Here is a 20,601-nt window from a genome sequence, read left to right as displayed (position 1 = left end):
GAAAGCTATTTTTCCATTTCGCGGAGCAGCTTATTAGAAAAAAGGAATTCCTTTAACTCCGGAACATCTGTTCTGATGATCTCAGAACTAACGCCTTCCCAAAGTTTGGAGCCTTCGTAGAGGAACATAATGTTCTGTCCGATCTCCATGACGGAATTCATATCATGCGTAATGATGATCGTTGTGATCTGAAATTCTTCTGTGATTTCCTTGATCAACTCATCAATTTTGACGGAAGTAAGCGGGTCCAGTCCTGAATTGGGTTCATCGCAGAAAAGATACATTGGGTTCATTACAATAGCCCTGGCAATTCCAACGCGCTTTTTCATCCCGCCACTGATTTCCGAAGGCATTCTTTTAGCCGCCGCTTCCAGTCCCACGCGCTGCAAACAAAACGCAACACGCTCCTGCTTTTCCTGAACAGACTGGTCTGTAAGCATATCCAACGGAAACCGCACATTTTCTTCCACTGTTTTGGAATCAAAAAGTGCCCCACCCTGGAATAGCACGCCCATTTCACGCCGGATCGACTGCTGCGTTTCCTTATCACAATGGTAAAAATCGCGGCCATTGTAAAGCACATTGCCCTGGTCGGGTTTCACCAGTCCTATCATACATTTCAGCAAAACACTTTTTCCGGTTCCGCTGCCGCCGATGATGAGATTGGTCTCCCCTTTTTTAAATGATGCACTAATGCCTTTTAAAACCTCCTTGCCATTAAATGCTTTGTAGATATTGCTTACTTCAATCATTTGCTGATTCAGTTATTCTTAATTCATGGCTAATGCGCTTTTACAATAAAAGCTGGGCTAAAAGATAATCGGCTACCAGGATCGAAATACAGCTGTTGGTCACGGCTTCTGTGCTCGACTTTCCTACTTCCAATGCGCCGCCTGTTGTGAAAAACCCTTTAAAAGAAGATATTGTTGCAATCAGGAAGCCAAAAACAAAAGGTTTTATACACATGAAGAAAATGTTGTACGGCACAAACGAATCCCTGATCCCGTATAAATAATCCCGCTCGGTAATAACGCCTGTTAATGTGCCGGCCAGGTAACCGCCCAAAATCCCCAAAAATGCAGAAAATATAACCAGCATAGGGAAAGTCAGCATGGCTGCCACGACCTTGGGCAAAACGAGATAAGACGATGAATTGATCCCCATCACTTCCAGGGCGTCAATCTGCTCGGTAATGCGCATGGTGCCCAGCTCACTGGCAATGTTGGAACCGACCTTGCCGGCAAGCACAATGCAAGTGATCGTAGGCGCGAGTTCAAGAATTTCCATGTCCCGCACGATGAGCGCAACGGTTGAAATGGGAATGATAGGACTAACGAGGTTATAGGCCGTTTGAATGCAGGAAACGGCGCCTATGAACGTGGAAACAATGGCAACAATGAATATAGAGCTCACTCCTATCCCCACACATTCCTCCATGAGCCGCCGCCAGTACACCGATAGTTTTTCACCCTTTCCGAATAGTGTTCCTAAAAAAATGAAGTATTTCCCGATTACAGACATGATATCTTAATTGTATTCAATATTTTCGGGAAAATTAGGCAAAAAAAGAAGCAATCAGAAAAATGAATCCAATAGCGGTTATCACCGGAGGGACGAAAGGGATCGGAAAAGCGTGCGTTGAGCGGTTTTTGGAAGAGGGGTTTGATGTAATTACCTGTGCAAGAAACGCTAGCGACCTCCAAGCGCTGGAAAAGGAAATGAGCGACCGGTTCGGCAGCGCAAAATTATATTGCCAAACTTCGGACCTCTCCGTAAAAGATGACCTTCTTGCATTTATAGATTTTATTGTTTCAAAAACCAGATTTGTATCGGTCCTGATCAACAACACAGGCACATTTATTCCAGGCCAGATCCACAACGAAACGGAGGGGACATTGGAAAAAACAATGGAGACAAATCTTTACAGCGCCTATCACCTTACACGCGGAATCCTTCCGGGAATGATTGAAAATCAGAAAGGACATATTTTCACCATGTGCTCCACAGCCAGTATTATGGCCTATCCCAATGGCGGCTCCTATTGTATTTCAAAATTTGCGCTTTACGGAATGACCAAAGTATTGCGGGAAGAGATGAAGCCGCATCAGGTAAAAGTAACCGCCGTTTTGCCGGGAGCGACTTATACAGACAGTTGGAAAGGCTCAGGCCTGCCCGAAGAGCGGTTTATGGAGTCAAAAGACATTGCGGATACGATTTGGGCGGCGTATACACTGTCGCCGAGAGCGGTTATGGAAGAGATATTGATAAGGCCGCAGCTGGGAGATTTAGATTGATTGATGTACAATAGAGCAATTTTACTAAATTGCCGCATTTTTAAAATTATTTATTAAACCCATATTTCATTTCATGGAACAATACCTCGGTATAGACGTGGGCGGTACTAACGTAAAAATGGGGATCGTTGACGCTACGGATGGCAGAATTTCAAATTTTTACAGTCACGATACCGCCAGCTGGCGCAGTTCAGGGCATTTTATCGAACGTTTAGGTGATGCAATAGCGCTCCAGCTTGTTGAATATCCCGAGGTTAAAAGAGTAGGAATCGGCGTTCCGGGGCTCACAACCCGTGACAGAACTACATTAATTGAGATCACAGCCATTCCTGAGATCGATGGAATCGCCATTGTCCCCGATTTAAAAGCCCGCTTTCCTGAACACGATTTTTATCTTGAAAATGACGCTAATGCTGCTGCATTGGGCGAATATTACTTTGGAGAAGACAAGCTTCCCGAAGACTATATTTTTGTAACATTAGGCACAGGCATTGGCGGTGCGGCCATTATTGACAAGAAAGTTTTCAAAGGCGGCGGCGGAAATGCCATGGAGCCAGGCCACGTGCCTTCTAAAAACGGTAAGGTGCTGGAAAGGAACATTGGTAAAAAAGAGCTTCTGGACCTTGCAATCACCATGCGTGCCAATTACACGGGTCAAACACAACTTCCATCCGACGGGACCATTTCCACAACCGGACTTGTTGCTGCTGCTTCCAAAGGCGACGAGCTTGCCAAGCAAGTGTTCCAGGAAATGGGTTATCTGCTGGGCGAAGGGCTGGTTTCGATGGTCCGCATTCTGGACATTACGACCATTCTGATCGGCGGTGGGATTTCTGCTTCGTTTGAATACATTCTGCCTGCCATTAACGAGCGTTTTGAATACTGGTTAACACCTTATTACCTGAAAACGATTATCATAAAGAGAGCCACATTGGCGAACGACGCAGGTCTGCTCGGCGCGGCTTCTTTGTGTTTTGATTAATCTTTATATTTTTTGATTAAATAGAATCATACGCTTCTCGCTGAACAGTCCTTACTAGTCAATGATTGTTCAGCGATTTTTTGTATTTTAGGGTATGTTTCGGGCCGCTGGTAAACGCAAACTTATTGCATGAAAAAATTTATACTTCTGGTTTTCATATCATTTGTAGGAGCCTTTATTTCTAATGTTCATGCGCAGCAATCCGGCATTGCCATCCTGGACAAATCTCCGGCGAATATGCAGCTGTTTGCAAGGGACAGCACCGGAATGGCTAATGTGGAATTTTTAGGAAGGGTCCAGACGGCCGGATATGCTTACATTTCCGTGGTGCAAACCAGGAATAAAACGCCAAATGCTTACCAGCGGAAAAACCTCGAATACAACGGCTCACAAGCTCCTTTCAACTTCACATTCAGGATCAAGGCAGAGCTTGCGGAATATGGATATGAAGTTTACGCCTGCAAATCCAAGTCCGATTCCACACTTATTTCGAAAAGCGATAATGTTGTGGCTGGTGATTTCTATCTCATTTACGGACAGTCGAATGCGGTTGCTTGGGAAGTTGACTATGCTTACCGGAACGAATATGCCCGGACATACGGATCATCAGGAGGCGCGGCCGAATGGGGACTTGCTAATGCCATAGGTCAGCGCGTGGGCATATTTGGAATTGAATTCCAAAGAGTCATAGCGGAAAGATATCAGGTTCCGACCTGCATTCTCAATGGTGCTGCCGCCGGGGCTTCCCTGATTGACCTGACAGACCGGTCCAGTTTTTACGGCTTTTTGCTCAATGCTGCCAAAACAACAGGGTTGCTGCCCTCATTGAGAGCGATATTTTTCTGGCAGGGCGAAACAGAATCTTCTTCCAATGATCCTTTAACCTGGGCGCCACGTTTCGATAAACTCGTGCAAATGTGGAAGGAAGATTATCCAATGGTTGAAAAGATCTACGTTTTCCAGCTTCCCCTTTTTGGTGGTGGGGCTTATGACGACCGGATTGGCGTTGTACGCGAGCAGCAAAGAACATTGGACCGGAAATATCCGATTATCCAACCCTATGCAGCATTGGGTGCCACAGGATGGAACGGGTTCCATTATGGGTTGGAGGGTTATCTGCAACTGGGCAGGGACCTGGCGGATCTGGCGGGATATAACCACTATGGCGAAAAAGAAAAAATCTCTTCTCCCAGCTTGCAAAAAGCATTCTATTCTACGCCCGAAAAGGATGAAATAACAATGGTTTTTGAGGACCATCAGCAAATGGTTTATCCCAAAGACACCGTAGCTGTTAACATTGAAGGAAGCCTGGAACCAACTTCGGTCTTTTCGGTAAAAGACTTTTTCTACCTGAATGCAGAATGGAAAAAACTTGCTTCGGGCCGGGCTGAGGCTAATAAGATCATTGTCAAGCTTAAAGAGGTTGGTAATGACTCCACGATCAAATATTTGCCTTCAAAATACCATTATTCGGGGCTTTTGAGTGCTGCCTGGGTCTATATAGGGCCGTTTTTAAAGAATACCAAAGGATTGCGCGCCTTCGCTTTCCATCACAACAAGATTTTCCCATATACAAACCTGGGCACCATAGCCCTTAAAGCTGCAGAAAAGGACAAACAAGTGGTGCTGAGCTGGAACAAACTACCAAACGTTACCGGCTACCTGCTGGAACGATTGGAAGCCAATGACACGCTGGCCTCCCACGAAACAATGCGCTTCCCCGCAAGTCAGCTCGAATATACCGACCCGTCCGCAAAAAAAGGCGTTACCTATATATACCGGATCAGAGGTTACACCGACCAGTCTGAATCTAAGCTCGCCTCCACGACAATCACCAAGCAGGGAGAGGACATTGACGTTATACTGGGCGAGGAGCCGGTTCAGGAACTGAGCATTAATGTGTATCCGAACCCTGTTACGGACGTAATCAACATTGCCTCAACTACTTCTGCTATCAGTCTGGTAGAATTGTATACCGTGAATGGCAAGAAGGTGAAAAATGTATCCTACGAGAACAAGGATTGGGCAACGATCCCGGTGAATGATCTCAGCAGCGGGCAGTACATTCTCCGGGTTCATTATGGTGATAAAATCAGCACCCGTAAAATGGTCCTTGTGCGGTAAGCGAAGGTTTGTTTTGAAATGGATTTCTCCGAACTAAATGAAATTTACTTCCGGCGATAAGCGGATGCCGTATTTGGCTTCCACAGAATCCTGAATGGTGCCTGCCAGCGCACGAATTTCGTTGCCATTGCCACCGCCGTAATTCACGAGCACCAATGCTTGTTTATGGTGCACGCCAATCGCACCCCGGCGATATCCTTTCCAACCAGCTTGTTCAATGAGCCAGCCGGCAGGCACTTTTACCATTGTTTCACTTACAACATAACCCGGCATTTCGGGGAAGATATTTTTGAGCGAATTGTATTGTTCCGATGGGATTTCCGGATTTTTGAAGAAGCTGCCGGCGTTCCCGATTTGAGCAGGATCCGGCAATTTACTGCGTCGTATGGCAATCACAGCCTGGCTTACGTCCTGGATCGTGGGGCTTGTCACATTCATTTCCAGCAATGTCTTTTGAACATCACCGTAACCAATGTTCAACACAGGTTTTTTGCCCAAAACGAATGTTACCCCGGTTACCACATAGCGATTTTTGAGCGCTTTTTTGAAAACACTTTCCCGGTAACCAAACTCACATTCTTCCTTGGAAAAAATCCTTTTCATACCGCTTTCAATGGAAACTGCCTCCACAGATTCAACCACATCCTTGATTTCCACCCCGTAAGCACCGATATTTTGCATAGGCGCCGCTCCTACTGTGCCGGGAATAAGTGACAGATTTTCCACTCCTCCGAAGCCATGAGAGACACAATGCATTGCGAACTCATGCCAACCTTCCCCCGCGCCTGCTTTCAGCCACACATGGTCCTCATCTTCCTTTATTTTCTCAATTCCTTTAATGACAGGATGAATTACCAATGCATTGACATTCTGCGTGAAAAGCACGTTGCTTCCGCCGCCGAGAATAAATTTAGGCTTTTGCTGCCATACGGGATCGAGCAATATTTCAGTTAGTTCTTCAACCGAACTTACTTCGGCGAAAAAGGAAGCCGTGGATTCGAGGCCGAAAGTATTGAAATTGCGAAGCGAAAAGTTTGATTGGATTTGCATTGAACTAATAAATAAGTCCGGGTAAAGTTAGCTATTAGATTCAAAATAGCATGTTATGGTGATTCATCCATTTTTGATTAAGTTTGCAGGCTCAGTAATAATGGCTAAGGATATGATGCTGAAAAAGAATTTTTTATGGGCGATTCAGCTCTTCATTATCATCCTTTCGGGTTGCAGCAAAAAGACTGTTGTCAGCTCTTCCAGCTCGGAATACAGGGAAGATCTGTCGTCGGTAAGGCCTCGTTTCGAGTATGTTGAACCGTCGGTTACTCCAAAAGCAGCACCGGTAACCACACCGAAAACCAGTACGGCGCCAAAGCCGGATGTCGACAAGCCATTGTATGTCAACAAGCGATTGGAAACGGTGCTGGACACGCTGGCAAAGCACAACAAGTCCATCCGTTATGTAAACGGCTTTCGGATCCAGATGTATGTGGGTAATGTGAGACAAGAGGCGGACGACGCCAAAAGTTATGTATATCAGGCTTTTCCGGACCTTATCCCCTATGTTTCTTACACACAGCCGACATATCGTGTGAAAGTGGGCGATTTCATGTATCGTGCAGACGCAGAGCAATATCTGGAACTGATCAGGGAACGATATTCTTCCGCAGTAATCCTGTCCGACCGCGTGGATATCAAACGAAGCCTGATGATTAACCCTACTGCCGAGAGCAACTAGGACCAATATTTTCAATTTTTAGCAGGATATTATTTTATCCACTTATACATACCCATAGATAATGAAAATAGCCTTAATTACCGGTATTACCGGGCAGGATGGTGCTTATTTAGCTGAGCTTCTTTTGAGCAAGGGATATGAAGTGCACGGGATCAAGCGTCGCAGCTCACTATTCAATACGCAGCGGATCGACCATATTTACGAAGATCCGCACGAGAAAAATATAAGGTTCAAACTGCATTACGGCGACCTGAGCGACTCCACCAACATCATCCGGATCATCCAGGAAGTACAGCCTGACGAAATATACAACCTGGGTGCAATGTCACATGTGCAGGTGAGCTTCGAAGAGCCCGAGTACACTGCCAATGTAGACGGAATCGGCACATTGCGCATCCTGGAAGCAGTTCGTCTTTTGGGTTTGACTAAAAAAACAAAAATTTATCAGGCCTCTACATCAGAACTTTACGGTTTGGTGCAGCAGGTTCCTCAGTCTGAGACGACGCCATTTTATCCGCGCTCGCCTTACGCGGTTGCAAAGCTTTATGGTTACTGGATCACGGTCAACTACCGCGAAGCTTACGACATGTTTGCGGTGAACGGGATTCTTTTCAACCATGAATCACCATTAAGGGGCGAAACTTTCGTAACCCGCAAGATCACCCGCGCAGTGGCACGCATTGCTTTGGGATTGCAGGATAAGGTTTACCTGGGTAACCTGGACGCGCAGCGCGACTGGGGCCATGCGAAAGATTTCGTGGAAGCAATGTGGCTGATCCTCCAGCAGGAAGTTGCAGAGGATTTCGTGATCGCAACAGGAATCACAACGCGCATTCGTGATTTCGTGAGAATGGCCTTTGCAGAAGTTGGCATCGAGCTTGAATTCAGCGGGGAAGGCGCCGCCGAGATCGCTAAGGTGACAAAATGCAACAACCCTGACTTCCAGATTGAGATCGGAAAAGAAGTTGTAGCCGTTGATCCAAGATATTTCCGCCCGACGGAAGTTGAGCTTTTGATCGGTGATCCTACCAAATCAATGACAAAACTGGGCTGGAAACCAAAATATGATTTGAAAGCATTGGTTAATGATATGGTAACAGCCGACCTCCTGCTCTTCAAGAAAGACAGGCTCCTGGAAAGCAGCGGACACCGCGTTCCTAATTATTACGAATAAAATTAAGCCTTGTTTTTGATAGCATTGCTAGAAGATAAAACCCCCGAAGGACATCCTCCGGGGGTTTTATTTTATAGCAATGTTCAGGATCAGATCGCCTTAGGAGACTTTTTCTGAACAGATTTTCCAAGATCAATTAGTTTTTCAGGAGTTTGATACCCGATCACCTGCTTAATGACTTTTCCTTTTGCATCAATAAAAAACAATGTAGGATAAGCTTCTAACGGGTATTTGCTGGCCAGTTTCAAGCCTTCACCGCTTTCCATATCATATTTTACATTGATAAAATCTTTATTAAAAACAGCTGCAACATCGTCGCGTGTGAAGACATTCTTTTGCATCATTTTGCATGGGCCGCACCAGGTGGTGTAAGCGTCAAAGAATATGATTTTGTTCTCAGCTTTGGCTTTTTTCAGGATTTCAGCCCATTTGGCTTCTGTAAACTGGATCCCTTTTTCCTCCGCCTTTACTTCCTTGCTATTCTTATCCGCTTTATTTGCTTCTGCCGCAATAGTAACTGCAAATGTCATAGTCACGATGGCAACGAGAAGAGACAATTTTTTAAGACCTTTCATCTTTTGATTTAGTTATGGTTTCAATTCCTCTTAAACGAAAATACCCTATTGTTTTATTTTATCCAATTATCCTTCCGGGAACATGCCACCAGGACATTTGAGGTTGGTAAAAAAAGAAAAAGTAACTTCGCATTAATATTAACGTCAAAAAAGCATGAAAGTTCAGGAAGCAAGATACGTAATGAGCAATTCGGATTACGAGAAATGTCCTGATCCCGTTTTGCCCGAATATGCTTTCATAGGGCGCTCAAATGTTGGAAAATCCTCGCTTATCAATATGCTGACCGGGAAGAAATCGCTTGCGAAAACTTCTCAGCAACCAGGTAAGACGCAGCTTATTAACCATTATTTCATCAACGAATCCTGGTATCTGGTGGATTTGCCGGGTTATGGTTATGCCAAAGTGAGCAAGGTTGAGCGTGAGAAATGGGAGAAAATGATCGGCGATTACCTGCACAACCGCGAAAATCTGATCTGCACATTCGTCCTGATCGATATCCGGCATAGCGCGCTGGCGGTGGACCTTGAATTTATGGCGGGGCTGGGTGAAGCCGGAATTCCGTTCCACATTATTTTTACAAAAGCTGACAAACTGAAACCCAACCAGGCGATAAATCAAATGGAGGCTTACAGGCAGAAACTGGCCGAAGTGTGGGAGGAAGTGCCACCTATGTTCATTACATCGGCAGAAAAAAACGAAGGCCGCGACCCGATTCTGGAGGCAATAGAAACTTATAATCAGTCGTTTGAAAGGACAAAGTAAGCCAGAGGTTGTTTCGCGCTCAATCTTTCCGTTATTTTGCGCAAAATTGAGGTGGTCATCGCATTCAACATAATCATTATTAAGATATAACTAATTAGTAAGAAAGGATGAGTGAAAAAGTAGAGTCAACAGGAATGGATTTGTTGAAAGAAATAGCAAATGTTTCAGGAAAAGGCGGATTGTTCCGCATTCTTAAGCCTAGCCGTGCAGGTGTGATCGTGGAAAGCCTGGATGAAAAGCGCGAAAAAACGCTGATCGGGCCAACTGCACGTGTTTCTGTTTTGAAAGACGTTTCTATTTTTACGGACGGTGAAGAAGAATCCGCGCCATTGGCAGACGTTTTTTTGAAGATCCGTGAAGAGCATGGCGAAGAAGTGGCATTGCAGCCTAAAACTGCATCTGACAAAGAACTGATCGAGTTTTTGAACAAAATCCTTCCTGATTTCGACCGGTCAAAAGTCTATGTTTCTGACATTAAGAAAATCATTTCCTGGTATAATTTATTGTCAAAATATACACCTGAACTGTTCGTTGCTTCCACTGAGGAACCTGGCGAAGAAGCGCAGGTAGAAGAAACTTCGGAAGTGGTTGCGGAAGACGCTCCTGAGCAGGAAAAGAAAAGCAAAAAATAATTTCGTTGTATAAATCATTGTTTGAACCCTGTCGATCCGACGGGGTTTTTACTTTTTAACATTACCGCCGGCCCACCTTATGACATCGCTTTCCGCTTACATTGACCATACTTTGCTCACTGCCAATGCAAGTGAGACGGACATTCGGAAATTGTGTGAGGAGGCGTGGATACATCAGTTTAAGGCCGTTTGCGTGGCTCCTGCTTATGTGGCCTATACAACGGAAATGCTGGAATTTTGTCCTGTTAAAATAGAGATAGCCACGGTGATCGGGTTTCCTTTCGGCTATTCAACAACGGCAACCAAAGTTTTTGAAGCGACCAATGCCTTGCAAAACGGCGCTACGGAGCTGGATGTGGTGATGAACATTTCACAGTTCAAATCCATGGCGTATCTCAGTGTGCGGGAGGAACTCACCCAGATTGCGGAAATTGCACACGCGCAAAATGCCATCATTAAAGTAATCATTGAAACCGCTTACCTGGATTCCTTTGACCTTTACACGGCTTGTGAAATATGTGCCGAAGCCAATGCTGATTTCGTAAAAACATCAAGCGGTTTTGCCGCGCAAGGTGCTGATGTGGAAGTGGTTAAAAAAATGCGTTCAATCCTTCCTGCACATGTCAAAATCAAGGCTTCCGGCGGGATAAAGACAAAAGGGCAGGCCATTGCCATGATTGAAGCCGGAGCCGAACGTATCGGAACGTCATCTGGTATTGCCATTGTAAGCGCATGACGAGACGACGCGTTTTGTTGTTAAGCACCGTCCATCCGGCCACAGATCCCAGGATTGTATATAAGATCGCGCCTTCGCTTGCAAAAGAATACGAGGTGTTTTGCGCGCTGCCGCATGCCCTGCCAAATGTTGCCGGTGACGCCATCACCATGCTGTGGCTTCCTGCATTTCAGCGTCTTTACATGCGGCTGCTTCTCTCGCACACATTACTTTTATGGAAATGCCTGCGTCTGCGGCCGCAGCTCGTGCATATTTTTGTTCCGGAACTGATCCCGGTTGCGGTGTTATTCAAATGGCTGGGGGCCAATGTCATTTATGAGGTGCAGGAAAATCTTTACAAAAAGTTTAGCATCAAAACCTTCAACAACAGCTTCCTGTTCCAAAAGCTATTTCGAATTTTCGATCATTATGCCCGAAAGCATTTTGCCCTTGTCCTGACCGAAGACGCCTATTTGAACGAATATGACAAACTGACCTATCGCGCAGCCATAGTCCGCAATTACGCATTACTCTCATTTACAGATCAATACGCAACCGAAGCATTTGTTGAAAGCAAAGGTCCGGAGATCATTTACATGGGTGTCATTTCGCTGGAACGATCTTTTGATATAATTGTAACAGCTTTGGCAGCATTGAAGAAAGTTTATCCTGACTTCAAAATGCATTTATTCGGCAAAGTTCGGATTTCTCAAAACGAAATTGAAAAACTGCCAGGCTATCTGGAGATTGCAGACAATCTTATTTTTTACGGATATGCCGATCAGAAGACAATGTTTCCATATGCACGCCGGGCGGTGGCCGGAATTGCATTGTTGAAGCCTGTTGCAGATTACCCGGATTCTTACACGACAAAGTTGTTTGAATATATGTCTTTAAAATTGCCGGTAATTACGTCAGATTTTCCCTTATACCGGGATGTCGTCGAACAATCGGAATGCGGTTTTTGTATTTCACCATATAACGCCCGGCTGTTGTGTGAAAAGCTGCTGTGGTTGATTGAAAATCCGGATCAAGGCAGGCAAATGGGAAGTAATGGTCGCAAATCGGTGGAAAGAATGTATAACTGGGCATCGGAAGAAAGTACATTGCTGACATTTTACAGCGCTTTGCAGAGAAACTAGCATTTATTCGTCAGCGTTTACCATTTAGTATAATTTTATAAACTTATTATTGAATTGTTCAAATATTAAGTACTACGATTTCTACGAAATATTTAACTTTCGGAATTAAAAAGAATCGTAGCTTGCGAAGTCAACTTCTCAATCATGTATATTAATACAGTTAGTCATTATTTACCAAGCGAAGTTATTGGTAATGAATATTTTACAAATATTAACAATCTGTCCCACGAGTGGATTGTAGAACGCACAGGAATTTCTGAAAGACGTAAGTGTTCTCCGGAAGAAAATACTTCCACAATGGCTATGAAAGCGGTTGAGGCCTTACTTGAAAATATCCCTTACAGCAAAAACGAAATTGACCTGATTATAGGCGCTACTTATACGCCATATGACACCATCGTTACATTAGCGCACGCGGTTCAGCATCAGCTTCAAATCCCCGACATCCCGGTTGTCAGCATCTCTTCTGCATGTTCGTCGTTATTGAATGCGATCGAGATCGTAGAAGGTTATTTTGCATTAGGCAAAGCTTCCAAAGCAGTGGTGGTGGTTTCTGATCACAACACGGCTTACTATAATGAAATGGACACGGTTTCAGGGCATTTGTGGGGAGACGGCGCTTCCGCCCTACTGATTTCAAAAGAACGCCAGACGGATTCCGACATGGAGATCAAGAAACTGATCACCGGTGGTGCTGCTACGAGCGGAAAAGCGATTGAAGCAGTTGTTTTGCGGCCTAATGATCGCGGTGTGATCATGCCTTACGGTCGGGATGTATTCCAGAATGCCTGCCAGTATATGCCAAAGGTCAGTCAGCAGGTTTTACAGGCTTGCGGACTAACGATCGACGACCTGGATTACCTGATTCCGCATCAGGCAAACCACCGCATCAGTCTTAATGTGATCAATACATTAGGCATTCCCGTGGAGAAGCTGATTTCCAACATTCAATATTTAGGAAACACAGGCTGCGCGGGTTGTGCGATAGCATTGTCGGAGAATAAGGATAAATTCAAAAAAGGCGATAACATTGTGATCACCGTTTTCGGCGGTGGCTATTCTTACGGAGCTATGCTGATTACGGTCTGATATTTATTAAAACAAAAAAATGCCCGCATTGATGAGATGCGGGCATTTTTCGTGTTTATTCAAATCCTTAATTCACTTCCGGTTCCGAGAACATGGCTGGCTTCCAGACATTGTTTTCAGGATTAATGTCAGGAAGACTGTGCTCAGGGTCAATAGTAACTGACCGGATCGGCTGCTGTGTAGCTGCCTTAAACGTCCAGCTTCCTCCGCGCTGCCAGATCTCAACCGGCAATTCGATGCGCGTTTTTTTACCGCTTATTTCTTCAATGTCGATTTTAGCCGGCATTGCCCATTGATCCAGGTTTTCAATGGTGATGAAAGAACCTTTTTGCGGGTTTTGCTCAACATAAGTTACGCCTTTGACACCTTGGTCGAGCTTATAATTTTCAAAGAACCATCCTTTCCAGAACCAGCCCAGATCCTCACCGGCTGCATCTTCCATCGTACGGAAGAAATCGTAGGGAGTCGGATGCTTGAAAGCCCAGCGCTGCACATATACTTTGAATGCATAATCGAAACGCTCTTTGCCCAAAACCTGCTCACGCAACATTTTCAGACCAAGCGCAGGTTTGTAATAAGCTTCCCAACCCAGGTTCACCGCCTGCACTACATCCGGGATGGTCATGATCGGGTCGGCTTTCTGGCGGAAAATGATTGGTGCAAGACGCTGCATATCATTCATCTGCGCGCTTTTATACTCACCATTATTAAAATTGTCCGCGGACAGGAAGTTGATAAATGTATTAAATCCTTCGTCCATCCACGCATATTTACGCTCGTTGTTACCTACGATCATCGGGAACCAGTTATGGCCAAACTCGTGGTCCGTTACGCCCCAGAGATCATCTTTACGGCTTTTGCTGCTGCAAAAAACAATTCCCGGATACTCCATTCCGCCTACAATCCCCGCCACATTGGTTGCAACTGGGTAAGTGTACTCATGCACATAACCTGAGTAAAATTCAATGCAGCCTTTCACATATTCCGTCGAGCGGCCCCAGCCGTCCAATCCGCCATCTTCTGCCGGATAGACCGACTGTGCAAGGGCTGTTTTACCTTTTGGCAAGTTCATTTTTGCTGCATCCCAAACAAATGCTTTGGAAGTTGCCCAGGCAATATCACGCGCCTGCAAGCAACGGAAACGCCAGGTAAGGGTTCCCGACTGTTTCGGCCTTGACGCAGGGTTGGTAACTTCTTCTGCGCTGCGGATCATAACAGTCTGATCGCTTTTTGCCGCATCAGCCAGTCTTTTCCGTTGTTCTGCTGTAAGCACATCATTCGGGTTCAGCAATTCGCCGGAACCGACCACAATGTGGTCCCAGGGCACAGTAACATTGTATTCAAAATCACCATATTCCAGGTAAAACTCGCCTGCGCCCAGGTAGGGAAGCAAATTCCAGCCTTCGATGTCGTCAAATACGGCAACGCGTGGATACCACTGCGCCATTTCATAAACAATCCCGTTTTTCGTCTCCAATGTTCCCATCCGGTCTGAGCCGTACTCAGGGATTTTGAAAGAATAAGCGATCTTGATCTTGATCACATCACCATTCGGCTTTACAGGCGTTGCAAGCCTGATCTGCATGCGGGTATCGGTGATTTTATAAGTGGCTTCCACAAAACCGCCTTTCCCCTGCTGAATAGTAACGGCTCTAATCGAATCTCCTCCGCTGAAACCGGTGTTACCAAACCTGCCGCCGGTTACGGGAGTCGTTTTTCCCCCGCGCGATTGATCATTGAATGCATTCTGGTCCAGTTGAAGCCAGATGAATTCAAGTGATTCCGGGCTATTGTTCTTATAAGTAAGCTCAACATCGCCGGCCACCATTCCCTTTGCCTCGTCAAGCGCAACATTGATCTTGTAATCGGCACGGTTTTGCCAGTATTTCGGACCGGGAGAGCCGCTGCCCGTCCGGTATTCATTACCAGGCTGAAAATTAAATAAGGGGTGAAAAAGCACGTGTGAATCGTATTTCACTTTTTCCTGCTCTTGTGCGTGGGCGTTAAAAAATCCAAGACCTGCCATCAAGAACAAGCTCAGACGAAATATGGATATTTTCATTCTATTGAAAAATTTGAAAAATATGTGTTTGTAAACGAGCAATATACGGCTTTTCGCCTTTTTTAATATAAAAAGTTTCATTTTTGCTAACCGGTAGTTACTTTGAAATATTACCGGTTACATCGTAAAAAAGGCCATGCGCAAGCGTCTCTCCGTTGAAGACTACACAGCCGGAATCCTCGCCGGAGATCGGATCATGCTGAGCCAGGCCATTACGGTCACGGAAAGCAGGTTACCGGCAGACAAGGAACTTGCTGCTGCTATTCTAAAAGAGACGCTGCCCCATTCCGGCAATGCATTTCGGATCGGGATAACGGGCGTTCCGGGTGTTGGGAAAAGCACATTTATCGAATCTTTCGGCACCTATCTAACCTCCTTAGGAAAGCGGGTGGCCGTTTTGGCAGTTGATCCCAGCAGCCAGAAATCCCGGGGCAGCATCCTGGGCGACAAAACGCGCATGGAAAGACTTTCGCACAACCCTTTGGCCTACATTCGACCGTCTGCAACGGGTTTGTTTCTTGGAGGAATCGCCAGGAGCACGCGGGAGATCATGCTGCTTTGTGAGGCGGCAGGCTACGATATTATTCTTATTGAAACCGTGGGCGTTGGGCAATCTGAAACATTGGTCAAAGGCATAACGGACTTTTTCCTGCTCCTTATGCTGGCTGGCGCGGGCGATGAATTGCAGGGAATCAAAAAAGGGATCATGGAAATGGCAGATGCGATCGCCATCAACAAGGCGGATGGGGATAATGCGCAAGCGGCGGCTCTGGCGGTTTCGGCTTATCAGAATGCATTGCATTTGTTCCCAAAAGCAGATTCCGGTTTTCCCACAGAAGTGCTCATATCCTCTGCATTACAGGAAAATGGAATGGAAGCGATCTGGAAACTGATCCGGGAATTTGAGAAAACGACGAGGGCCAATGGTTTTTTTGACCAAAACAGACAAAACCAAAATCTGAATTGGATGCACGACCTTATCAGGCAATCATTGGAAAATCAGTTTTTCAGTGATGCCGCTGTAAAAGCAAAGCTGACATCATTGGAAGAGGCCGTTCGTGATGGAAGAGAACTTCCTGACTCTGCTGCGGAAGATCTGCTCAGAACATTCCGTAACGTTAAATCATAAAAACTTTACGCAAAAGCATTTTTAAAGTATGTTTGGACGTTAATCTTAGCGTTACTAAACTAAACCAACCATTACTGCCCGATTATGAAGATCTACACCGCATTAAGCAAATTAACCCTCCTGACATTCCTGCTAATGGCTTTTGTTGTGACAGCCTGCAAAGACGATGAAAAAGAGCCAGATCCGCAAGTAGATAACAACCCGATTGTTGGAACCTGGCAACTGACATCTGTAACAGCTGAAACGGCTGGAACACTTCCACTATTAACGCAGTTACCAACAGTAGCCCCTTGTTACCTCGATCTAAAAATGACTTTTAAATCAGATAATACATTGACCACTGCTGATTGTCCTGTTGCTGTTCTCGCAATCAGTCAGCTAGCGCCAGTTGGAGATGGATCAACATGGAAAGTGAATGGAGATATGCTAAATCTTAAAAGCGGGTCAACAAGCAAGGATTTTAAATTCACCCAAACATCAACAGAATTAACAGTCGTTGCAAATACTCAGACAGATGCAACTAAACCGGCAGTAAATGCGCTATTAAAATTTAAAAAGCTATAATTAATTGTAATACAATAATTCATAACTCCATTGCCCTGCCTTTAAAGGCAGGGCATTTTTTTAGCTGGTGTGGTCGCATACTACAAGCCATTTGCCATTGATCTTTTTCCAGAGTAATGTGTAATGTCCTTCGATGTCGCCTTTTTCGGGCCGGGTCAGGTGAAACTTCCCAACCAGAAATGCCACGTCCTTGCCTGGAAATGTGAGGTTCAGGTAAGTAAATTTTAATGTTCCCATCGTCGCACGATCCGGGTAGCGCTTCAAATAACCTTCGTGCGTGGCTTTGTAGCCATAAGTTATGCCGGCCTTTCCGACGAACATGAGCGAGTCGGATTCCCAGTAACCGTTCATGAACGAATCAATGTCGCCGCGGTTCCAGTCGGCCATTTGGCGGTTCATGGTTCCGTAAATGGTTTCCTTGTCTTTCGAAGTCTGTGCTTTTGCAAACATTGAAATCGTGATCAGGATGAGGGTGAAGAGCCGGTTTCTCATAATTTTTGCGGATTTTTGTAAATCGTTTCCTGATTTTAAATATACACGAAAGAAACAAGGGAAGCGTTTGCAAGACAAAAAAACCAAATGAACAAGCCTTCCTATCTGTTTATTCTGAATCCCAACTCCGGCACTTCGATTGGCAAGAACGCCGGTGAGGTGAAACAGGCTATTGAAACATTTGCGCAAAAAAACGGAGCGGAGGCTAAAATACTTTTTACAGAAGAAAGGGCGCATGCGACAACATTAGTAAAAGAAAACCTTGGTTTACAGCTCTGGAACGCCATTGTTGCCGTAGGAGGCGATGGGACTGTGAATGAGATTGCGCAGCCGCTTGTGCATACGGAGCAGCCGATCGGCATCATTCCGCTCGGCTCGGGCAATGGCCTAGCCCGTCATCTGGGCATTCCGCTTACATTGGAAGCTTCTCTGAAAAGGCTTTTTGAGAATAGAATAATCACCATCGACAGTGCGCAAATTAATCAAATTCCCTTTTTCTGCACCGCCGGAATGGGTTTTGACGCTTATGTAGGGCATTTGTTCAGCCAGCAGCACCAGCGTGGACTGTCTACATACATTAATGTTTCGTTTCAGTCGTATTGGAGTTATAAGCCCCAGAGTTTCCGGTTGAATGGTGTGGAGACCCATGCTTTCTCCCTGTCATTTGCCAATGCAGGTCAGTTTGGAAATAATGCCTGGGTTGCTCCTCAGGCAAGTTTGCAGGACGGTTTACTCGACATTTGCACCATTAAGCCTTTCCCGAAATGGTATGGTACATCCCTCGCATATCAGCTTTTTACCAAACAAATGAAGGCTTCGCGCTACATTGATTACGCACATATGACTGAGGCTGTGGTGGAGACGGATGTGCCGCCAATGATACATTACGACGGAGAGCCGTTTCAGCTTGATACAACGAGAATTGAAGTTAAAATTAAACCGCAGAGCCTGCGAGTAATTGTCTGATGTCAAAAAAGAACCGCACAGGAGTCATATATTCCACAAACCCTGACTTCGAATACAATGATTCCGGAGCCGACGAACCGGATACATTACCCGCTGCACAGCAGGACCTGAGGATCTGGCTGGATCGCAAAGGCGGCGGAAAAGTAATTACGATTATAAAAGGATTCATCGGCACCAATGCCGACATGGAAGCCTTGGGCAAACAACTAAAAGCCCTTTGCGGAAGCGGCGGAACTGTCAAAGACCAGGAAGTCCAGATCCAGGGCGATCACCGCGATAAGGTGATCAACTGGCTGGTTGGGAAGGGTTATAAAGCTAAGAAAGCGGGAGGGTGACCCCTCAATCCCCTGAAGGGGACTTTCTCATCTCGTATGTAAAGTCCCCTTTAGGGGATTTAGGGGCTAAAGAACCTTATTCGTGTCTATCTCCGTGGGAGCAGGCAAATTGGATGGGGGTGGCTGCGGCAACTGGTTTGAGCGCACATTTTCCAGCACTTCCACATTCGTTACGAAATATTTGGTATCACCATTCCAGGGCAGTGTAAAGAATTTTTCTTCGTAGGTAAGTGAAACGCGCTGCCCGTTTTTGATAGCTTCTTCGAGCTTAGCGATCGCATCTTTATTTTTTGCGCTTACAGAAAACACCCATTCCGAAGAATTCATGGTGCCGTCGCCTTCGTACAGGCCGCCCATTCTCAGCTCGCCTTCGTATGTTTTAAATAAATATCCTTTGTTGCTCAGCTTGGTAATGAAACCTCCGCGTTTTCCTTCGCTGTAATAGCCGAATGTCAGGTAATAGAGGATTCCAAAAATGACGGCCAGAAATATGGCAAATATGACCCATTTACGCATAATAGTAATTTTCTGAGTTATTGATATAAGCGAACTTCGCAAAACGGTTTGACTATTCCTAGTTATTATTTTGCCCGAATGGCAATAACCGGGTCCATGCGCGCGGCGAGCATTGCGGGTACAATTCCCGACAACACACCAATGATACTTGAAACGCCGAGCCCGAGTATAATGTTACCCGGCGTCAGCAGGATCTGCAATGAGCCCATCGGCATGAACGATAGAAGAAATACCAAAAATATGCCAACCAGTCCGCCCACTAAACTCAACATAACCGCTTCGAATAGAAATTGGAACAGGATCGAATAGTTTTTAGCGCCCAGGGATTTCTGAATGCCTATCAGGTTCGTTCTTTCTTTAACAGAAACAAACATAATGTTGGCGATCCCAAAGCCTCCTACCAAGATTGAAAAGCTTCCGATTACCCAGCCGGCAATGGTTAGCACGGCAAAGAGCTGACCAATTGCTTCCGCAGCGGCTTCGGGACGGTTCAGGGAAAAATTACTGCCATCCCGCGGCTTAATGCCCCTTTTGGTTCGCATTAAGCCCGTAATTTCGGCTTCCACTTCTTTCATTCCTTCGTCTTCGGGAAAACCTTTTACAACAATGTCAGCACTTCGGCGCCCCGATTGAAAAAGCTTTGAAAATGAGGCAAACGGAATTATACAGTTTTTATCAGGACTTCCGCCGAAATCCACAAGGCTTTCGCCCTTCCGGACCTGAACGCCGACGATTGTAAACTTATTTCCGGCCAGCTTAAATGCCTTCCCTACCGCATCTTGCCCGGGAAAAAGCGCGGCGGCTATGTCTGCGCCTACTATGGCCACATTTCGTGCATTATTTGTTTCAAGCGGGATAAAATAGCGCCCGTCCTGAATGGGAATATCTGAAATCTGATTGTATTCGTAAGAAACGCCTTGAATCTGCGCTACAATGCTGTTGGAGCCGTTCTTTAATGTAGTGCTACCCCGGAAATCCATAACTGCCACGGCGCTGGCACTTTCCAGATTGTCGTAAAGGAATTTATATTCAGCGAAAGTAGGCTCCGGCCATTGAAAGTATTTCCACCATTGATATTCTCCTCCGAAACCCCAGGGCCATTTTTGAACATATATAACCTTATCGCCGATGAAGCTCATGCTGTCCTTAATGCTGCGTTCGAGGGAATCGACAATGGTAAAAACGGCTACAATTGCAAAAATGCCCACCGTTACGCCCAGCAATGATAAAATGGTCCGGGTAATGTTGGATTTGAGCGCCTGCCAGGCAAAACGGAAACTTTCTAAAACCTGCCGTAAAAATTTCATAGCGCCGT

Annotated in this window: 22 protein-coding genes; 14 read left to right on the top strand and 8 right to left on the bottom strand. The window is 45.5% G+C overall.

Annotated features, from left to right (window positions below):
- Nucleotides 1–5 precede the first annotated feature (5 nt).
- The gene (locus LZG74_RS00775; protein WP_233794762.1) at nucleotides 6–752 is read right to left on the bottom strand and encodes an ABC transporter ATP-binding protein; all 747 of its coding nucleotides are present in this window, start codon (nucleotides 750–752) and stop codon (nucleotides 6–8) included.
- Nucleotides 753–792: 40 nt separating this feature from the next.
- On the bottom strand, nucleotides 793–1,521 hold the full coding sequence (locus LZG74_RS00770; RefSeq protein ID WP_026629510.1) for an ABC transporter permease: 729 nt from the start codon (nucleotides 1,519–1,521) through the stop codon (nucleotides 793–795).
- Nucleotides 1,522–1,583: 62 nt separating this feature from the next.
- Here LZG74_RS00770 and LZG74_RS00765 point away from each other — a divergent pair, with 62 nt between their 5' ends.
- The 3 genes from LZG74_RS00765 to LZG74_RS00755 all read left to right on the top strand — a co-directional run bounded on the left by LZG74_RS00765 (nucleotide 1,584) and on the right by LZG74_RS00755 (nucleotide 5,400).
- Complete coding sequence (locus tag LZG74_RS00765) at nucleotides 1,584–2,294, top strand: SDR family oxidoreductase (protein ID WP_233794761.1); 711 nt, start codon at nucleotides 1,584–1,586, stop codon at nucleotides 2,292–2,294.
- A gap of 73 nt (nucleotides 2,295–2,367) precedes the next feature.
- Nucleotides 2,368–3,276, top strand: coding sequence for an ROK family protein (locus LZG74_RS00760; RefSeq protein WP_233794760.1), 909 nt, complete (start codon nucleotides 2,368–2,370; stop codon nucleotides 3,274–3,276).
- Between the two features lie 129 nt (nucleotides 3,277–3,405).
- Entirely contained in the window at nucleotides 3,406–5,400 is a 1,995-nt protein-coding gene (locus LZG74_RS00755) for a T9SS type A sorting domain-containing protein (RefSeq protein ID WP_233794759.1), read from the top strand.
- Nucleotides 5,401–5,433: 33 nt separating this feature from the next.
- Here LZG74_RS00755 and murB read toward each other — a convergent pair whose 3' ends face one another.
- The gene (gene murB, locus LZG74_RS00750; protein ID WP_233794758.1) at nucleotides 5,434–6,450 is read right to left on the bottom strand and encodes a UDP-N-acetylmuramate dehydrogenase; all 1,017 of its coding nucleotides are present in this window, start codon (nucleotides 6,448–6,450) and stop codon (nucleotides 5,434–5,436) included.
- Between the two features lie 55 nt (nucleotides 6,451–6,505).
- On the opposite strand from murB, the gene LZG74_RS00745 reads away from it, so the two are divergent.
- Nucleotides 6,506–7,132 carry an SPOR domain-containing protein gene (locus LZG74_RS00745; RefSeq protein ID WP_233794757.1) on the top strand — a complete coding sequence of 209 codons (627 nt, stop codon included), beginning with the start codon at nucleotides 6,506–6,508 and terminating at the stop codon, nucleotides 7,130–7,132.
- A gap of 61 nt (nucleotides 7,133–7,193) precedes the next feature.
- Nucleotides 7,194–8,306, top strand: a complete 1,113-nt coding sequence (gene gmd, locus LZG74_RS00740; RefSeq protein ID WP_233794756.1) for a GDP-mannose 4,6-dehydratase — start codon at nucleotides 7,194–7,196, stop codon at nucleotides 8,304–8,306.
- 89 nt (nucleotides 8,307–8,395) lie between these two features.
- Here gmd and LZG74_RS00735 read toward each other — a convergent pair whose 3' ends face one another.
- Nucleotides 8,396–8,881, bottom strand: a complete 486-nt coding sequence (locus LZG74_RS00735) for a thioredoxin fold domain-containing protein (protein ID WP_233794755.1) — start codon at nucleotides 8,879–8,881, stop codon at nucleotides 8,396–8,398.
- Between the two features lie 154 nt (nucleotides 8,882–9,035).
- Between LZG74_RS00735 and yihA the strand changes: the two genes are divergently transcribed.
- The 5 genes from yihA (at nucleotide 9,036) to LZG74_RS00710 (ending at nucleotide 13,222) form a co-directional block, all read left to right on the top strand.
- Entirely contained in the window at nucleotides 9,036–9,644 is a 609-nt protein-coding gene (gene yihA / locus LZG74_RS00730) for a ribosome biogenesis GTP-binding protein YihA/YsxC (protein WP_026629518.1), read from the top strand.
- Nucleotides 9,645–9,751: 107 nt separating this feature from the next.
- Nucleotides 9,752–10,276: a DUF5606 domain-containing protein gene (locus LZG74_RS00725; protein ID WP_233794754.1), complete on the top strand. Its 525-nt coding sequence runs from the start codon at nucleotides 9,752–9,754 to the stop codon at nucleotides 10,274–10,276.
- 79 nt (nucleotides 10,277–10,355) lie between these two features.
- Nucleotides 10,356–11,012 carry a deoxyribose-phosphate aldolase gene (gene deoC, locus LZG74_RS00720; protein ID WP_233794753.1) on the top strand — a complete coding sequence of 219 codons (657 nt, stop codon included), beginning with the start codon at nucleotides 10,356–10,358 and terminating at the stop codon, nucleotides 11,010–11,012.
- On the top strand, nucleotides 11,009–12,133 hold the full coding sequence (locus tag LZG74_RS00715) for a glycosyltransferase (protein ID WP_233794752.1): 1,125 nt from the start codon (nucleotides 11,009–11,011) through the stop codon (nucleotides 12,131–12,133). Before deoC ends, LZG74_RS00715 begins: the two co-directional genes overlap by 4 nt.
- A gap of 144 nt (nucleotides 12,134–12,277) precedes the next feature.
- Nucleotides 12,278–13,222 carry a 3-oxoacyl-ACP synthase III family protein gene (locus LZG74_RS00710; RefSeq protein WP_026629522.1) on the top strand — a complete coding sequence of 315 codons (945 nt, stop codon included), beginning with the start codon at nucleotides 12,278–12,280 and terminating at the stop codon, nucleotides 13,220–13,222.
- Nucleotides 13,223–13,289: 67 nt separating this feature from the next.
- Here the strand turns inward: LZG74_RS00710 and LZG74_RS00705 are convergent, their stop codons facing one another.
- On the bottom strand, nucleotides 13,290–15,284 hold the full coding sequence (locus tag LZG74_RS00705) for a M1 family metallopeptidase (protein ID WP_233794751.1): 1,995 nt from the start codon (nucleotides 15,282–15,284) through the stop codon (nucleotides 13,290–13,292).
- A 136-nt stretch (nucleotides 15,285–15,420) separates the two neighbouring features.
- On the opposite strand from LZG74_RS00705, the gene meaB reads away from it, so the two are divergent.
- Both meaB and LZG74_RS00695 read left to right on the top strand, forming a co-directional pair.
- On the top strand, nucleotides 15,421–16,413 hold the full coding sequence (meaB, locus tag LZG74_RS00700) for a methylmalonyl Co-A mutase-associated GTPase MeaB (protein ID WP_233794750.1): 993 nt from the start codon (nucleotides 15,421–15,423) through the stop codon (nucleotides 16,411–16,413).
- Between the two features lie 84 nt (nucleotides 16,414–16,497).
- Entirely contained in the window at nucleotides 16,498–16,977 is a 480-nt protein-coding gene (locus tag LZG74_RS00695) for a lipocalin family protein (RefSeq protein WP_233794749.1), read from the top strand.
- A gap of 60 nt (nucleotides 16,978–17,037) precedes the next feature.
- Here the strand turns inward: LZG74_RS00695 and LZG74_RS00690 are convergent, their stop codons facing one another.
- Nucleotides 17,038–17,469: a DUF4440 domain-containing protein gene (locus LZG74_RS00690; protein ID WP_233794748.1), complete on the bottom strand. Its 432-nt coding sequence runs from the start codon at nucleotides 17,467–17,469 to the stop codon at nucleotides 17,038–17,040.
- An 87-nt stretch (nucleotides 17,470–17,556) separates the two neighbouring features.
- Here LZG74_RS00690 and LZG74_RS00685 point away from each other — a divergent pair, with 87 nt between their 5' ends.
- Nucleotides 17,557–18,435 (top strand): diacylglycerol kinase family protein, encoded by an 879-nt coding sequence (locus LZG74_RS00685; RefSeq protein WP_233794747.1) that lies wholly within the window; start codon nucleotides 17,557–17,559, stop codon nucleotides 18,433–18,435.
- The gene (locus LZG74_RS00680) at nucleotides 18,435–18,770 is read left to right on the top strand and encodes a translation initiation factor (protein WP_233794746.1); all 336 of its coding nucleotides are present in this window, start codon (nucleotides 18,435–18,437) and stop codon (nucleotides 18,768–18,770) included. Before LZG74_RS00685 ends, LZG74_RS00680 begins: the two co-directional genes overlap by 1 nt.
- A gap of 66 nt (nucleotides 18,771–18,836) precedes the next feature.
- Here LZG74_RS00680 and LZG74_RS00675 read toward each other — a convergent pair whose 3' ends face one another.
- A complete protein-coding gene (locus tag LZG74_RS00675) occupies nucleotides 18,837–19,286 on the bottom strand; it encodes a hypothetical protein (RefSeq protein WP_233794745.1) in 450 nt (149 codons plus the stop codon).
- A gap of 65 nt (nucleotides 19,287–19,351) precedes the next feature.
- Entirely contained in the window at nucleotides 19,352–20,593 is a 1,242-nt protein-coding gene (locus LZG74_RS00670; RefSeq protein ID WP_026629530.1) for an ABC transporter permease, read from the bottom strand.
- Nucleotides 20,594–20,601: the final 8 nt, after the last annotated feature.

Origin of the sequence: Dyadobacter sp. CY327, from assembly GCF_021390415.1 — a bacterium.
Lineage (GTDB): Bacteria > Bacteroidota > Bacteroidia > Cytophagales > Spirosomataceae > Dyadobacter > Dyadobacter chenhuakuii.
This window is presented reverse-complemented; position numbering and strand designations above follow the sequence as displayed.

Bases quoted from the DNA above. Each gene is read 5' to 3' on its own strand.
- LZG74_RS00775 (WP_233794762.1), bottom strand. From the start codon at position 752: ATGATTGAAGTAAGCAATATCTACAAAGCATTTAATGGCAAGGAGGTT.
- LZG74_RS00770 (WP_026629510.1), bottom strand. From the start codon at position 1,521: ATGTCTGTAATCGGGAAATACTTCATTTTTTTAGGAACACTATTCGGA.
- LZG74_RS00765 (WP_233794761.1), top strand. From the start codon at position 1,584: ATGAATCCAATAGCGGTTATCACCGGAGGGACGAAAGGGATCGGAAAA.
- LZG74_RS00760 (WP_233794760.1), top strand. From the start codon at position 2,368: ATGGAACAATACCTCGGTATAGACGTGGGCGGTACTAACGTAAAAATG.
- LZG74_RS00755 (WP_233794759.1), top strand. From the start codon at position 3,406: ATGAAAAAATTTATACTTCTGGTTTTCATATCATTTGTAGGAGCCTTT.
- murB (WP_233794758.1), bottom strand. From the start codon at position 6,450: ATGCAAATCCAATCAAACTTTTCGCTTCGCAATTTCAATACTTTCGGC.
- LZG74_RS00745 (WP_233794757.1), top strand. From the start codon at position 6,506: ATGGTGATTCATCCATTTTTGATTAAGTTTGCAGGCTCAGTAATAATG.
- gmd (WP_233794756.1), top strand. From the start codon at position 7,194: ATGAAAATAGCCTTAATTACCGGTATTACCGGGCAGGATGGTGCTTAT.
- LZG74_RS00735 (WP_233794755.1), bottom strand. From the start codon at position 8,881: ATGAAAGGTCTTAAAAAATTGTCTCTTCTCGTTGCCATCGTGACTATG.
- yihA (WP_026629518.1), top strand. From the start codon at position 9,036: ATGAAAGTTCAGGAAGCAAGATACGTAATGAGCAATTCGGATTACGAG.
- LZG74_RS00725 (WP_233794754.1), top strand. From the start codon at position 9,752: ATGAGTGAAAAAGTAGAGTCAACAGGAATGGATTTGTTGAAAGAAATA.
- deoC (WP_233794753.1), top strand. From the start codon at position 10,356: ATGACATCGCTTTCCGCTTACATTGACCATACTTTGCTCACTGCCAAT.
- LZG74_RS00715 (WP_233794752.1), top strand. From the start codon at position 11,009: ATGACGAGACGACGCGTTTTGTTGTTAAGCACCGTCCATCCGGCCACA.
- LZG74_RS00710 (WP_026629522.1), top strand. From the start codon at position 12,278: ATGTATATTAATACAGTTAGTCATTATTTACCAAGCGAAGTTATTGGT.
- LZG74_RS00705 (WP_233794751.1), bottom strand. From the start codon at position 15,284: ATGAAAATATCCATATTTCGTCTGAGCTTGTTCTTGATGGCAGGTCTT.
- meaB (WP_233794750.1), top strand. From the start codon at position 15,421: ATGCGCAAGCGTCTCTCCGTTGAAGACTACACAGCCGGAATCCTCGCC.
- LZG74_RS00695 (WP_233794749.1), top strand. From the start codon at position 16,498: ATGAAGATCTACACCGCATTAAGCAAATTAACCCTCCTGACATTCCTG.
- LZG74_RS00690 (WP_233794748.1), bottom strand. From the start codon at position 17,469: ATGAGAAACCGGCTCTTCACCCTCATCCTGATCACGATTTCAATGTTT.
- LZG74_RS00685 (WP_233794747.1), top strand. From the start codon at position 17,557: ATGAACAAGCCTTCCTATCTGTTTATTCTGAATCCCAACTCCGGCACT.
- LZG74_RS00680 (WP_233794746.1), top strand. From the start codon at position 18,435: ATGTCAAAAAAGAACCGCACAGGAGTCATATATTCCACAAACCCTGAC.
- LZG74_RS00675 (WP_233794745.1), bottom strand. From the start codon at position 19,286: ATGCGTAAATGGGTCATATTTGCCATATTTCTGGCCGTCATTTTTGGA.
- LZG74_RS00670 (WP_026629530.1), bottom strand. From the start codon at position 20,593: ATGAAATTTTTACGGCAGGTTTTAGAAAGTTTCCGTTTTGCCTGGCAG.